Raw genomic sequence first — 14,151 nt, 5'->3', positions numbered from 1 at the left:
GCCTAGACCCCCTGGTCCTCCGTGGTCTGGATCAGTACGGACGCCAGCGCCGCCTCGAAGCCGGAACGCTGCGCCGGCGTCGTGGTCGGGTCCTGCTTGCGTACGTCGATCACGTGGCCGGTCATCTCGGACAGCAGGACGTCCAGGGAGGTCAGGGCGACCGACTCGGACGTGAGCAGCGAGGCCGAGGGCTCCTGGCCGAACGCCTTGGTGCGCATCGGGGTGGCCGTGCGCTCCGGGTTCACGCAGTTGACGCGGATGCCGTCCTCGGCCCATTCGTCGGCCAGCGCCTGGGTCAGGTTGACCATGGCGGCCTTGGTCGAGGAGTACAGGCTGTACTCGGCGCGGCCGCGGGTGTAGCTGCTGGAGGTGAAGAGCAGCAGCTGGCCCTGGGTCTCGCTCAGGTACTTGTACGAGGTCCGGGCGATGTTGACGGGGGCGAGGTAGTTGACCTCGAGCGCCTCGCGGATCGTGTCGTTGTCGGTCGCGTCGAGGCGGCCGACGCGCAGCACGCCCGCGGTGTTGACGACGTAGTCGATGCGGCCGGTCTCGGCGTAGGCCTTGGCCAGGGCCTCCTCGACGTGGTCGAGGTTCTCGACGTGCGTGCCGGTGGTGGAGCGGCCCAGGGCGAAGACGCGGGCGCCGAAGCCCTCCGCGATGCGGGAGATGTCGGCGCCGATGCCGTACGAGCCGCCGAAGACCACCATCGTCTTGCCGGCCAGCTGCTCGCGGTACGCGGCCTCGCCGGCCTGGGCGGGCGCGGCGTGGGAGGCGAGCTGGAACAGCTTGTCGGCGATGAAGACGTCGACGGGCTGGGTGACCTTCATGTTGTAGTCGTCGCCGGTGACCACGTGGACCGGGACGTCGGGCAGGTACTTCACGACGACGGAGCAGTCGTCGGTGGCCTGGAAGGAGGGGTCCGCGGCCGCCCGCTCGTACGCGGCGCGGATCGTGGAGAGCCGGAAGCCCTGCGGGGTCTGGCCGCGGCGCAGCCGGGAGCGGTCGGGGACCTCGGTGATGAACTCGCCGTCGTCGCCGTGGGTGCGGGTCACGATGACGGTGTCGGAGGACGGGATGGCGACGTCGACGGCCTGGTAGCGCTCCAGGGACTCGACGCATTCGCGCACCACGCGCTGCGAGAGCAGCGGGCGCACCGCGTCGTGGAAGAGGAGGTTGCAGTCCTCGCCCTCGCCGAGCCCGGCGGCCGCGGCCTCGATGGCGATCCGGGTGGTCTCGCTGCGGGTCGAGCCGCCGGCCAGGACCCGGGTGACCTTGCCCAGCCGGGCCCGCTCGACGATGCGGCGGGCGTCCTCCACGAACGCGGGCGTCATGAGGAGGATCACCTCGTCGACGTCCGGCGCGTTCTCGAAGACGTGGAGCGTGTGCTCCAGGATCGGCTTGCCGGCGATCTTGAGCAGCTGCTTCGGTATCTCGAGTCCGATGCGCTGGCCGGTGCCCCCAGCGAGAACGACGGCGACGGTGCGGTGGGGGACGGGCCTGGAGGACAAGGCTCCTTCTTCCTGAGCTGAGGGGTGCGGCACGGCGGTCGGGCAGGGCGGTGGGCGGGCGGTGCGACTCGAGCACCGGGGAGGCTCGCCTACACGGGATAGGGGGCCTGCTCCGGGTATTCGATGGGGAAGTCGCGCAGCCCCCGCCGGTAGAGGTTGTTGGCGGCCGCGTTGAAGCGGACGATCGACGGCGGGTACTCCTCGCCGAGGAGGTACTCCTTGAGCTGCTCGCGGTACGGGGCCATGAGGTCCTCGCGCGGGTTCAGCGTGGCTTCGATGGCCTCGGCGAGACCGTTGCAGTCCCCGTCCAGCAGGTACGAGGCGTACGCCGTGCGCTGCTCGTTGCGGAACTGGTCGTCCGGCAGGCCGTCGAGGTTGAAGATCGCGTACGGCTTCAGGGTCGCGACGAAGTCGGAGACGACGCTGGACATGTCGCCGATGAGCAGGTCGGACTGGTTGAAGCAGTCGTACAGGGCCGGGATCCGCTCGGTCACCACGTGGTGCGCGGCGTCGGGGAGGGCGCTCCAGTACAGGGCGCCGGCCTGGTTGCGGCTGCGCCGGATGCGCGCGGTCCGCTCCTCCTCGGTGAGGTCCGGGTACTTGGAGCGGACGCCGCGCTCGGAGAGGTCGGCGATGCGCTGGTCGATCCGGGCGAGCTTCTTGGCGGCGGCCTTGGAGTCGGTGAGGTTGCGGCCGAAGCGCCGGGCGTTGTCCTCCTCGAGGAGGGCGATGACGCGGCGGTGTGCTGCGGCGGCCTCGGCGGAGCGCGAGCCGGTGAGCGGGTGCGGCTTGTAGATGATGCGGATGTCGCGCTCGTAGTCGAGCAGCGCCTTGATCAGCTTCTCGCCGGCCGGGATGACCGAGGTGTAGCAGGCGTCGTCGGTCCAGCCCTCCCAGGTGGGGGCGTAGATGACGGTGGGCACGGGGCCCGCGACCCGGCCGGTCCAGCGGTGCAGGGGCATCAGCTGGGGGCGGCCGACCTCGACGATCTGGTGGTGCGACACGGCGTGCTTGATGCGCTCGTAGCGGTCGCGGCCGGCCCGGCCGGCCACCCAGATCTCGTCGAAGACCTTGCTGACGCGGTTGCTGCTCGCGAGCTTGTCGCTGTCGCCGTGGCCGATGAAGACGTGCTTGACCTCGGCGCGCTGCAGCATGTGCACGTTCTTGCCCGCGTTGCCGGGGTAGAGGGCGACACGGAGTTCGTTCATCTCGATACGGGCGAGATTGTCCGCCTTCGGAATGCAGATGACGGGAACCGAGGTGGCGTCCAGGTAGCGCAGGGTCGCCCGCTCGCGCAGCACGATGATGGGCCGCAGCTCCAGCGCCTCCAGCGACTCCAGCCACATGTTCACCTGGTACATGAAGTCTTTGGAGACGGCGGCGAACGTGAAGTAGAGCGCGACCTGGGGGCGGTATTCGGCCAGCTGGTGGTTGAGCTCCTCGATGGCCTCGTCGGTGGTGGGCAGCTTGAGCGCGTTGCGCGCGTCGGGCACCAGCACCAGCAGCGAGAAATAGGCGAGGAAGACGGTGATGATCATGCCGTACGTGACGAAGCGCCAGTCGTCCGTCGCGATGGTGGCGAGCGAGCCGGCCACCAGCGGGATGTCCAGGTGCAGCGTCTTGCGGACGTGCTTGTTCATCAGGAACGGGTGCGGCATGCGGCGGATGCCGAGCGCCTCCAGGTCCAGCCCGCGCGTGGTGAACGGGAGTTCGTTGCGCATCTTGCGGACGTGCTTGAGGAGCGCGCCGTACGCGAGCTGCAGGATGAACAGGAGGAGCAGGCCGATGGTCGTCATCTGCGCCACGAACGACTCGATGTCGGCGATGGCCCCGCACAGGCCCAGCAGCAGGAACTGCCGGATCAGGAAGCGCATGGTGAGGCCGAAGCGCGAGTCGCGCAGCTTCTCCAGCGTCGGCGACTCGGTGTTGTGGAGCATCAGGTCGGCCACGTAGCTGAGCGCGGCGCAGCCTGCGAACAGGGGGAGCGAGACGAAGGCGACGGCGACCAGCATCCCGACGAAGCTGAGGATGAGCCCAGCCGTGATCAGAACGCCGAACACGGCTCGCAGCCGCTTGGAGCCCATGGTGCGGTGCCTCCCCTGTGGAGGTATAAGGATCCTGTGAAGTGTCGCAGTAGTATAAGCAGCCTCATGGACGGCTCTAGAACACCTGGTGAACCACAGGCCAATGATTTAGGGCATCTTCACAAACGCATGTGACATCAGTCCCTCCCGAGTCCTTCTTGTGGGGGTCTCAGAGGGTGTAGCGATACAGCGCCAGCTCGCGCCGGTCCTTCGCCTTCACGGAAAATCCGACGCACAATGCCGGCCGTCCGCCGGCCAGGCTGACCGCGATTCCCTCCGGCTCCCGGTAGGCCAGATCCGGTGCCACGGTCACGAGGTGGCGCCCTTGTGCCTTGCCGGTGCGGACGTCAATTGCCGAGACATATGTATTTCCGCCGGACTTCCGCGGATTGTCCCCGTTCTGCCCGGTATACGGGTTGCCGGTCAGCACGTAGACGAAGTCCCCGTACAGTGCGCAGCCCTGGAACCACTCCTCTTCCTGGACCTGCACCCCGGCCTTGATGACCTGTGCGGGGTTGAAGCTCCCGGTCAGGAAATCCGCCATCCCGTACACCGAGAACCGGTGTACGCCCTCCTCCTCGTGGCTCACCAGGACCCGTTCGCCGGCCAGGTCGAGCGCGGGGGAGACATCGGTGGATCCGGGAACCGGATCGAAATGGTGGACGGATTCGTCGGAACTGTCGAGGACCGAACCGTCCTTGAACGGCACCCGGACCACCGTGCGGCCGTAGCCGCTCTCGGCGTCGGCCCTGCCCTCCACCCATATGTACGTGCGCTGGCCCGTCGGCTCGACGCCGCACGAAATTCCGTGGCCGAAGCCGCGCAGATACATGTGCCCGAGCGTTTTCCCGGAACTGCTGAGCCGGGTCAGGCACATATCGCCGGAGGTCTTGCGGTCGCCCGAGTCGACCGCGTCCTCCTCGCCGTCGAGCCGGATACCGGCCTGAACGGTCTGCAGGGTGTAGACCTGACCGTTCGTGTCGTCGAACGCGAACGATTGCGGACCCGTCGTATTGAACAGCGGAGTCGAAGCGAGCAGCTGCGCACCGGTCCGCATGTCGAACTCACCGGTCACCGGCCGGGAATCGTCCTGCCCGCCGTCCCCGGCGCGCAGCGCCCAGGACAGACCGCTCGTGGTGAGGCCGGCGGCCACCGCACCGCCCGCGAACAGCAGGGTCCGGCGGCTGAAAGGTGTCTTGCCATCCGCCATGGACCGTATTCTGCCAGCCCGGACGGGCGAGTTCCGCGCCGGGCCCCGCGCCGGGCCCCGCCCCGCCCCGCAGAGCGGCGGACGCCCGCCCCCACGAGGGGGACGGGCGTCCGCGGTGCTCACGCACCGCCCGGCGTACGGGCGTACGTACGGGCGTACGGGCCTCAGGCCGGGATGCTCGCCAGACCCGGGGCGAGGAACTTCTTGCCGTTCACGCGCTCCGAGACACCCTCGCGGTCCAGGTACGGCGTCACGCCGCCCAGGTGGAAGGGCCAGCCGGCGCCCGTGATGAGGCAGAGGTCGATGTCCTGGGCCTCGGCCACGACACCCTCCTCCAGCATCAGGCCGATCTCCTGCGCCACCGCGTCCAGGACGCGGTCGCGGACCTGCTCCTCGGTCAGGACGACATCGCCCTGGACCAGGAGCGCGGCGACCTCGGGGTCCAGCTCCGGCTTGCCGGAGTCGTAGACGTAGAAGCCGCGCTTGCCGGCCTTGACGACCGCAGCCAGGTTCGGGGACACGGTGAAGCGCTCCGGGAAGGCGCGGTTCAGGGTCTCCGAGACGTGCAGACCGATCGCCGGTCCGACGAGCTCCAGCAGCACCAGCGGGGACATCGGCAGGCCGAGCGGCTCGATGGCCTTCTCCGCCGTGACGACCGGGGTGCCCTCGTCGATGACGTTCTGGATCTCGCCCATGAAGCGGGTCAGGATGCGGTTCACGACGAACGCCGGGGCGTCCTTGGTGAGGACCGCGGTCTTCTTCAGCTTCTTGGCGACACCGAAGGCGGTGGCCAGCGAGGCGTCGTCGGTCTGCTCACCGCGGACGATCTCCAGCAGCGGGAGGATCGCGACCGGGTTGAAGAAGTGGAAGCCGACCACGCGCTCCGGGTGCTGGAGCTTGGAGGCCATCTCCGACACCGACAGCGAGGAGGTGTTGGTGGCGAGGATCGCGTGCGCCGGGGCGACCGCCTCGACCTCCGCGAACACCTTCTGCTTGACGGACATCTCCTCGAACACGGCCTCGATGATGAAGTCCGCGTCCGCGAAGCCCTCGGCCTTGTCCAGGACACCGGTCACCAGGGCGGTCAGGCGGTTGGCCTTGTCCTGGTTGATGCGGCCCTTGCCGAGCAGCTTCTGGATCTCGGCGTGGACGTAGCCCACACCCTTGTCCACGCGCTCCTGGTCGATGTCGGTGAGGACCACCGGCACCTCGAGGCGGCGCAGGAAGAGCAGCGCCAGCTGCGAGGCCATCAGGCCCGCGCCGACGACGCCGACCTTGGTGACCGGACGGGCCAGGGACTTGTCCGGGGCACCGGCCGGGCGCTTGGCGCGCTTCTGGACCAGGTTGAAGGCGTAGATGCCCGAGCGCAGCTCGCCGCCCATGATGAGGTCGGCCAGGGCCGCGTCCTCGGCGTCGAAGCCGGCCTGGAGGTCGCCCGACTTGGCCGCGGCGATGATGTCCAGCGCGCGGTAGGCGGCGGGAGCGGCGCCGTGCACCTTGGAGTCCGCGATGAAGCGGCCCTTGGCGACGGCCGCGTCCCAGGCCTCGCCGCGGTCGATCTCGTCGCGGACGACCTCGGTGGTGCCGTTCAGGACGTTCGCGGTCCACAGGAGCGACTGCTCCAGGAAGTCCGCGCCTTCGAACAGCGCGTCGGCGATGCCCAGGTCGAAGACCTGCTTGCCGCGCAGCTGCTTGTTCTGGTTGAGCGAGTTCTCGATGATCACCGAGACCGCGCGCTCGGCGCCGATCAGGTTCGGCAGGATGGCGCAGCCGCCCCAGCCGGGAACCAGGCCGAGGAAGACCTCGGGGAGCGAGAAGGCCGGGATGGCCTTCGAGACGGTGCGGTAGGTGCAGTGCAGACCGACCTCGACACCGCCGCCCATCGCCGCGCCGTTGTAGTACGCGAAGGTGGGGACGGCCAGCGCGGACAGGCGCTTGAAGACGTCGTGGCCGCCCTTGCCGATGGCGAGCGCCTCGTCGTGCTGCTTCAGCAGCTCGACACCCTTGAGGTCGGCGCCGACCGCGAAGATGAACGGCTTGCCGGTGATGCCGGCGCCGACGATGGAGCCCGCGAGGGCCTCCTGCTCGACCTGGTCGATCGCCGCGTTCAGGTTGGCGAGGGACTGCGGGCCGAAGGTGGTCGGCTTGGTGTGGTCGAAGCCGTTGTCCAGCGTGATGAGCGCGAAGCGCCCGGCGCCGAACGGCAGGTCCAGGTGGCGGACGTGCGCGGACGTGACGACCTCGTCCGGGAACAGCTCGGCCGCGCCCTTCAGGAGCTCAGCGGTGGTGCTCACTTGGAGTCTCCCTCGGCGTTGAAGTTCGGGTTCTCCCAGATGACGGTCGCGCCCATGCCGAAGCCGACGCACATGGTGGTCAGGCCGTAGCGGACGTGCGGCTGCTCCTCGAACTGGCGGGCCAGCTGCGTCATCAGGCGGACGCCGGAGGAGGCCAGCGGGTGGCCGAACGCGATGGCGCCGCCGTACTGGTTCACGCGGGCGTCGTCGTCGGCGATGCCGTAGTGCTCCAGGAAGGCGAGGACCTGGACCGCGAACGCCTCGTTGATCTCGAACAGGCCTATGTCCTCGATGGACAGGCCGGCCTGGGCGAGGGCCTTCTCGGTGGCCGGGATCGGGCCGTAGCCCATGACCTCCGGCTCGACACCGGCGAAGGAGTACGAGACGAGGCGCATCTTGACCGGGAGGTTGTTCTCGCGGGCGAAGTCCTCGGACGCGATGATCGCGGCGGTGGCACCGTCGTTGAGACCGGCGGCGTTGCCCGCGGTGACCCGGCCGTGCGTACGGAACGGGGTCTTCAGGCCGGCCAGGTTCTCCAGCGTGGTGCCCGGGCGCATCGGCTCGTCGGTGGTGACCAGGCCCCAGCCCGTCTCACCGGCCGCCTCGTTGGTGTTGCGCACCGAGATCGGGACCAGGTCCTGCTGGATCTTGCCGTCGGCGTACGCCTTGGCGGCCTTCTCCTGCGAGCGCACGGCGTACTCGTCGGCGCGGAGCTTGGTGATCGTCGGGTACCGGTCGTGCAGGTTCTCGGCGGTCATGCCCATGAAGAGGGCGGACTCGTCGACCAGCTTCTCGGAGACGAAGCGCGGGTTCGGGTCGACGCCCTCGCCCATGGGGTGGCGGCCCATGTGCTCGACACCGCCGGCGAGGGCGACGTCGTACGCACCGAAGGCCACGCCGCCCGCGACGGCGGTGACGGCGGTCAGCGCGCCGGCGCACATGCGGTCGATGGAGTAGCCCGGGACGGACTGCGGGAGGCCCGCGAGGATGCCGGCGGTACGGCCCAGCGTCAGGCCCTGGTCACCGATCTGCGTGGTCGCGGCGATGGCGACCTCGTCGATCTTCTTGGGGTCCAGGTCCGGGTTGCGGCGCAGCAGCTCCCGGATCGCCTTCACGACGAGGTCGTCGGCGCGGGTCCCGTTGTAGATGCCCTTCGGGCCCGCCTTGCCGAACGGGGTGCGGACGCCGTCGACGAAGACGACGTCCCTGACGGTACGAGGCACGTTGGCTCTCCTCCAGGTGCGGGTGTGCACTGCTGCGCGGGGGCGGCTCGGCATGTGTTGCTGAGCGCCCGCTCACCCGGCCCATGCTACTTGCGGGTAACCAATGTGCACACCCCCTCCCCGAGGAGCGGCGAAGGTCACACCTCCCGACGCCGCGTGAGCCCCCTCGCGCCCCGCCGTGCGCCCGGCTGATCGGAGCGCCCGGGGCTACTCGAACGGGTCGGCCGCCCGGCCGCCACGGCCACGTCGATGGCATCGGGCACACGTCCGTGCGAACCCTGGGCACGCCCCGGGCGACCGCCCTGGGCGCACCGAGCGCACGGAGCCCAATCGATGGCATCGACCGTCCTCACCGCGGCAGCCCCTGTCCTCACCGACCACCTGGTGGACCACAAGTCGACCATCCCGGCGAACTACGACACGATGGTCAAACTCTTCGTCCGGGAACGCAACGGCACCAACGGCGGCCCGCGCAGACCCGTCCTCATGCTGCACGGCAGGAGCGTCCCGGCCCTGGCCGGCTTCGACCTGCAGCACAAGAAGTACAGCTGGGCCGAAGAACTGGCCAAGGCGGGCTTCGACGTCTTCGTCATGGAGCTCCAGGGATCCGGCCTGTCCACCCGCCCGAAGATGGACAAAACGAGGAACGTTCAGCCCACCGAGGCCCAGCGCAAGCTCCTCGTCCCGAACCCGGACGCGCAGGTCGACCTGAGCCCGCCGGAGTACAAGGCGCAGCTCAACAACTCCCAGAGCGACTGGGACGAGGTCGACACGGTCGTCGAGTTCATCAAGAACCTGACCGGGGTCAAGAAGGTCGACCTCATCGGCTGGTCCGCGGCTGCCCAGCAGCTCGGGCCCTACGCCATCCAGCATCCCGACAAGGTGCGCAGCCTGTTCCTGCTGGCACCGATCTTCCCGCCGGAGGGCAGGCAGAGCCAGCCCTTGACCGACTTCGGTGCCCCCGTGGCACTGCCGGTCTCCGCACCGGCAGGGGCCTTCGGCTTCCCGATGAGCCTCGGCACCAAGCTCGGGCTCGACCGCAGCTGGCAGAACGACCTGAAGTGCCCGGACCAGCGCGAGGCCGACATGGTCGACGTGGTCTGGAAGGCGATGATGCAGGCCGACCCCGTCGGCGCCGAGTGGGGAGGGCCCGTGGCCGGGAGCCCGGAGGGGCTCAACCGCATCCGCAACTCGTACTGGTGGGGCTGGAACCGCACCACCGTCCCGCTGCACGACACGCTCGGGAACAAGGTGCCCGTGTGCATCGTGTACGGGGAGCACGACTCGATCGTCAACACCGCGCCCCACCTGGGCCTGCTGTACTTCTCGGTGCCCGAGCTCTACAAGGCCATCCCCGGCTCCAAGAAGCTGATGTTCTGCATCGCCTGCGCGGGTCACCAGATCCCCTGGGAGCGGGTGCACAAGACGGTCCACACCATGTCCGAGCACTGGCTCAAGCACGGCAAGGTCGAGGGCGCGACCAGCGGCAGCTACTACCGGGACGAGGAGGGGGTCCTCACTCCCGTGGAGGACTGAGGACCCCGTCGTACGCGTCCGTGGCAGGTCTGCTCAGGCCGTGGCCGCCAAGGCCGCGACCAGCGCCGGGGTCACCTGCTCGACCTGCCAGGGGCGGGCGCCGTGACCCGCCAGGGCCTGCGCCACCGCGTCCGCCTCGAGCCGCTGCGGCGGCTCCCAGCACAGCCGGCGGACCGTGTCCGGGGTGATCAGGTTCTCCTGGGGCAGGTTCAGCCCCTCCGCGAGCGCCGAGACGGCGGTGCGCGCCGCAGCCAGCCGCGCCGCGGCCGCCGGGTCCTTGTCCGCCCACGAACGCGGCGGCGGCGGACCTGCCGGGGTCGCCCCCGGCTGCGGCAGCGTGCTCTCGGGCAGGGCCTTCGCCCGGTCCACGGCGGCCATCCACTGCTCCAGCTGGCGCCGGCCCATCCGCTGCCCGTACCCGGGCAGGGCCGACAGCGCGTGCACGTTCGCCGGCAGCGCGAGCGCGGCCTCGACGATCGCGGCGTCCCCCAGCACCTTGCCGGGCGACACGTCACGCCGCTGCGCGATCCGGTCCCGGGACTCCCACAGCTCCCGTACGACGGCCATCTGCCGGCGCCGGCGCACCTTGTGCATGCCGGACGTACGGCGCCACGGATCCTTGCGCGGCGGCGCGGGCGGGGCGGCGGCGATGGCGTCGAACTCCTGCCGGGCCCATTCCAGCTTGCCCTGCCGGTCCAGTTCCTTCTCCAGCGCGTCCCGCAGGTCCACCAGCAGCTCCACGTCGAGCGCGGCGTAGCGCAGCCACGGCTCGGGGAGCGGGCGGGTGGACCAGTCGACGGCGGAGTGGCCCTTCTCCAGCGCGTAGCCGAGCACGCTCTCGACCATCGCGCCCAGTCCGACCCGCGGGAAGCCGGCGAGGCGGCCCGCCAGCTCGGTGTCGAACAGGGAGGTGGGGACCATGCCTATTTCGCGCAGGCACGGCAGGTCCTGGGTGGCGGCGTGCAGGATCCACTCGGTGCCGGACAGGGCCTCGCCCAGTGCGGACAGGTCGGGGCAGCCGACCGGGTCGATCAGCGCGGATCCTGCGCCCTCGCGGCGCAGCTGCACCAGATAGGCGCGCTGGCCGTAGCGGTATCCGGAGGCGCGCTCGGCGTCGACGGCCACGGGCCCGGTGCCCGCGGCGAAGGCCGCGACCACCCGGGCGAGTGCGTCCTCGTCGGCGACCACCGGAGGGATCCCCTCGCGGGGCTCGAGCAACGGAATCGGCGCCTTTTCGACGTCGTCCGGGGGGCCGCCCCCGGTGGTGGTGCGCAGGTCTGCTGCGGTCTCTTGGGCGTCGGTCACCGCTCAAGGGTATCCGCGGATACGGCGCGCCCGTCGCCGGAACGTTCCGGCGACGGGCGCGAGGTGGAGGCTCGGGTGTTTCCCCGGCTTCTCCGGGCGTTTGCCCGGGAGCCGCCGGGAGGGTGTCAGTGGATGATCCCGGTCCGCAGGGCGACGGCGACCATCCCGGCCCGGTCGCCGGTGCCCAGCTTGCGGGCGATCCGGGCGAGGTGGGACTTGACGGTCAGGGCGGACAGGCCCATCGAGACGCCGATGGCCTTGTTGGACTGGCCCTCCGCGACGAGGCGCAGGACCTCGACCTCGCGGCCGGAGAGCTCGCGGTAGCCGCCCGGGTGGCTCGGGGCACCCGGGGGGCGGCGGTGCATACGGGCGGCGGCAGCGCCGATGGGGGCGGCGCCGGGCCGGGTGGGGAGCCCGATGTTGGTCCGCGTGCCGGTGACGACGTAGCCCTTCACTCCGCCCGCGAGGGCGTTGCGCACGGCACCGATGTCGTCGGCGGCGGACAGGGCCAGGCCGTTCGGCCAGCCCGCGGCCCGGGTCTCGGAGAGCAGGGTGAGACCGGAACCGTCGGGCAGGTGTACGTCGGCCACGCAGATGTCGCGCGGGCTGCCGACGCGGGGGCGGGCCTCCGCGATGGACGACGCCTCGATCACGTCACGGACTCCGAGGGCCCACAGATGGCGGGTCACGGTGGAACGCACGCGCGGGTCGGCCACGACGACCATGGCCGTCGGCTTGTTCGGGCGGTAGGCGACCAGGCTTGCGGGCTGCTCGAGAAGAACGGACACCTAGGCCTCCTGGGGGAGTGGCGGGACGGCCGGCTCGGGGAAGGGAAGCCGGTGCGAACCGTGCGGATGGTCACTGACTCCTTCGGCACGTCACCCGCCCGGCTTTAGGGAATGATCACGATTTGGTGAGTAACAATTCGGGCAATTCGGACGCACGATCGATCATAGGGTGATCAGAAGCCCACAACGGGCGCCCGGTTCCGACACCCCGCCGCCGGCACTCGATCGGCCGTTCTACGGGGCGCGGTGCATTCGGAGGATGCGCAGACCCGGGCGGCCGCCCGGGTGCCGCCGTACGGCGCTACGGCTACGGGTGGTGCGGACCGCGCCGCTGTGGCAGGGAGACCACACCCGTCCCCGAGTCCGTCGGCCCGACCGGCGGCAGCCCCGCGATCTGGCACAGCAGCTCGCACCACGCCGACAGGTGCGCCGAGGTGTCCGGCACCCCGCCCACGCCCTCGCGCGGCGTCCACGAGGCTCTGATCTCGATCTGCGTGGCCGGCCGCCGCTCCGCGAGTCCGCCGAAGTAGTGCGAGCTCGCCATGGTCACGGTCCCGCTCGCCTCCCCGTACGCCAGGCCGCGCGCCTCCAGCGCCCCCGTCAGCCAGGACCAGCACACCTCCGGGAGGAGGGGGTCGGCGGCCATCTCGGGCTCGAGCTCGGCGCGTACGAGCGTCACCAGCCGGAAGGTCCCGTGCCAGGCCTCGTGCCCGGACGGATCGTGGAGCAGGATGAGCCGGCCGTCGGCCAGGTCGTCCTCGCCGTCCACGACCGCGGCCTCCAGGGCATAGGCGTGCGGGGCCAGGCGCTGGGGCGGTCTGGTGGGGTCGATCTCGATCCCCGGACGCAGCCGCGCCTTCTTCAAGCCGTCGACCGCGCGTCGGAACGGGAGCGGGACGGAGCTCTCCTTCGTGCTGTCCACACCGTCAGCGCCATCTGAAAATCGTCCCTGAGCCGCAGCCATGCGGGGAAGACTAGGCGGAACGAGCGTCCGTGCGGCGCAGGGACACCCGCGCCGGGCCGGGCACTTCTTCATACGTGCGAAGATTTGGCGCGTGAGCGCCAACGACCTTCCCCTCGCGCGAGGCTCCGCCCGCGCTGGGGAGACCCCACTGACGGGCCAGCCGAGTCAGACGTACGATTCCGCCTTCCTTAAGGCGTGCCGGCGGGAGCCGGTGCCGCACACCCCGGTGTGGTTCATGCGGCAGGCCGGGCGCTCGCTCCCCGAGTACCGCAAGGTGCGCGAGGGGACCCAGATGCTGGAGTCGTGCATGCGGCCCGACCTGGTCACGGAGATCACGCTCCAGCCGGTCCGCCGCCACAACGTGGACGCGGCGATCTTCTTCTCCGACATCGTCGTCCCGCTGAAGGCCATCGGCATCGACCTGGACATCAAGCCGGGCATCGGCCCGGTCGTCGCCCAGCCGATCCGCCGCCGCGAGGACCTCGCACAGCTGCGCGACCTCACCCCGGAGGACGTCCCGTACGTCACCGAGGCGATCGGCATGCTCACGGGTGAACTGGGCGCCACGCCGTTGATCGGTTTCGCCGGTGCGCCTTTCACCCTCGCGAGCTACCTGGTCGAGGGCGGCCCGTCGAAGAACCACGAGCACACCAAGGCCCTCATGTACGGCGACCCGGAGCTCTGGGCCGACCTGCTGGACCGCCTCGCGGAGATCACCTCCGCCTTCCTGAAGGTCCAGATCGAGGCCGGCGCCTCGGCCGTCCAGCTCTTCGACTCCTGGGTCGGCGCACTGGCCCCGGCGGACTACCGCCGCTCGGTGATGCCGGCGTCGGCGAAGGTCCTGGAGTCCGTCGCCTCGTACGGGGTCCCGCGCATCCACTTCGGCGTGGGCACGGGCGAGCTGCTCGGCCTCATGGGCGAGGCCGGCGCGGACGTCATGGGCGTCGACTACCGGGTCCCGCTGAACGAGGCCGTCCGCCGCGTCGGCCCCGGCAAGGCGCTCCAGGGCAACCTGGACCCGGCGGTGCTCTTCTCCACCGAGGAGGCCGTGCGGGCGAAGACCGACGAGGTCCTCGCGGCGGCGTCGGGCCTGGAGGGCCACGTCTTCAACCTGGGCCACGGAGTCCTCCCCACTACGCCCCCCGACGCCCTGACCCGCCTGGTGGACTACGTCCACACCCGGACGGCCCACTGATCCGCACAGGCCCAACAAGATCGAGAACGTCGGTACCGTGCCCT

General features: G+C 70.3%; 10 protein-coding genes. 2 read left to right on the top strand and 8 right to left on the bottom strand.

Translation table 11 applies throughout. The features are described from left to right. Positions 1-2: 2 nt before the first annotated feature. From ACZ5WG_RS31475 to ACZ5WG_RS31455, 5 genes are all read right to left on the bottom strand, one after another. Positions 3-1,508, bottom strand: coding sequence for a bifunctional cytidylyltransferase/SDR family oxidoreductase (locus ACZ5WG_RS31475; protein WP_266997576.1), 1,506 nt, complete (start codon positions 1,506-1,508; stop codon positions 3-5). An 89-nt stretch (positions 1,509-1,597) separates the two neighbouring features. Further along, positions 1,598-3,592, bottom strand: coding sequence for a hypothetical protein (locus ACZ5WG_RS31470; RefSeq protein ID WP_468727659.1), 1,995 nt, complete (start codon positions 3,590-3,592; stop codon positions 1,598-1,600). A 169-nt stretch (positions 3,593-3,761) separates the two neighbouring features. After that, on the bottom strand, positions 3,762-4,802 hold the full coding sequence (locus ACZ5WG_RS31465) for a phage baseplate protein (RefSeq protein WP_468727658.1): 1,041 nt from the start codon (positions 4,800-4,802) through the stop codon (positions 3,762-3,764). A gap of 164 nt (positions 4,803-4,966) precedes the next feature. Then, a complete protein-coding gene (locus tag ACZ5WG_RS31460; RefSeq protein ID WP_468727657.1) occupies positions 4,967-7,096 on the bottom strand; it encodes a 3-hydroxyacyl-CoA dehydrogenase NAD-binding domain-containing protein in 2,130 nt (709 codons plus the stop codon). Continuing rightward, positions 7,093-8,319, bottom strand: coding sequence for a thiolase family protein (locus ACZ5WG_RS31455; protein WP_030154540.1), 1,227 nt, complete (start codon positions 8,317-8,319; stop codon positions 7,093-7,095). The genes ACZ5WG_RS31460 and ACZ5WG_RS31455 overlap by 4 nt, the downstream gene beginning before the upstream one ends. Before the next feature lie 333 nt (positions 8,320-8,652). Here ACZ5WG_RS31455 and ACZ5WG_RS31450 point away from each other — a divergent pair, with 333 nt between their 5' ends. After that, positions 8,653-9,855, top strand: coding sequence for an alpha/beta fold hydrolase (locus ACZ5WG_RS31450; protein WP_468727655.1), 1,203 nt, complete (start codon positions 8,653-8,655; stop codon positions 9,853-9,855). A gap of 33 nt (positions 9,856-9,888) precedes the next feature. On the opposite strand, the gene ACZ5WG_RS31445 is transcribed toward ACZ5WG_RS31450, so the two are convergent. From ACZ5WG_RS31445 to ACZ5WG_RS31435, 3 genes are all read right to left on the bottom strand, one after another. Beyond that, on the bottom strand, positions 9,889-11,160 hold the full coding sequence (locus ACZ5WG_RS31445; protein WP_468727653.1) for an HRDC domain-containing protein: 1,272 nt from the start codon (positions 11,158-11,160) through the stop codon (positions 9,889-9,891). Between the two features lie 125 nt (positions 11,161-11,285). Then, entirely contained in the window at positions 11,286-11,948 is a 663-nt protein-coding gene (locus tag ACZ5WG_RS31440) for a helix-turn-helix transcriptional regulator (protein WP_007267191.1), read from the bottom strand. Positions 11,949-12,255: 307 nt separating this feature from the next. Beyond that, positions 12,256-12,912: a DUF3000 domain-containing protein gene (locus tag ACZ5WG_RS31435; RefSeq protein WP_468727652.1), complete on the bottom strand. Its 657-nt coding sequence runs from the start codon at positions 12,910-12,912 to the stop codon at positions 12,256-12,258. A gap of 91 nt (positions 12,913-13,003) precedes the next feature. Between ACZ5WG_RS31435 and hemE the strand changes: the two genes are divergently transcribed. Further along, entirely contained in the window at positions 13,004-14,107 is a 1,104-nt protein-coding gene (gene hemE, locus ACZ5WG_RS31430) for a uroporphyrinogen decarboxylase (RefSeq protein WP_468727651.1), read from the top strand. Positions 14,108-14,151 lie beyond the last annotated feature (44 nt).

This window comes from Streptomyces sp. NPDC032745, assembly GCF_055579465.1.
The sequence above is the reverse complement of the archived record's forward strand: the minus strand, read 5'-3'. Positions and strand labels throughout refer to the sequence as shown.

Excerpts from the sequence above, each read along its gene's own strand:
- ACZ5WG_RS31435 (WP_468727652.1), bottom strand. The coding sequence starts at position 12,912 with ATGGCTGCGGCTCAGGGACGATTTTCAGATGGCGCTGACGGTGTGGAC.
- ACZ5WG_RS31450 (WP_468727655.1), top strand. The coding sequence starts at position 8,653 with ATGGCATCGACCGTCCTCACCGCGGCAGCCCCTGTCCTCACCGACCAC.
- ACZ5WG_RS31465 (WP_468727658.1), bottom strand. The coding sequence starts at position 4,802 with ATGGCGGATGGCAAGACACCTTTCAGCCGCCGGACCCTGCTGTTCGCG.
- ACZ5WG_RS31470 (WP_468727659.1), bottom strand. The coding sequence starts at position 3,592 with ATGGGCTCCAAGCGGCTGCGAGCCGTGTTCGGCGTTCTGATCACGGCT.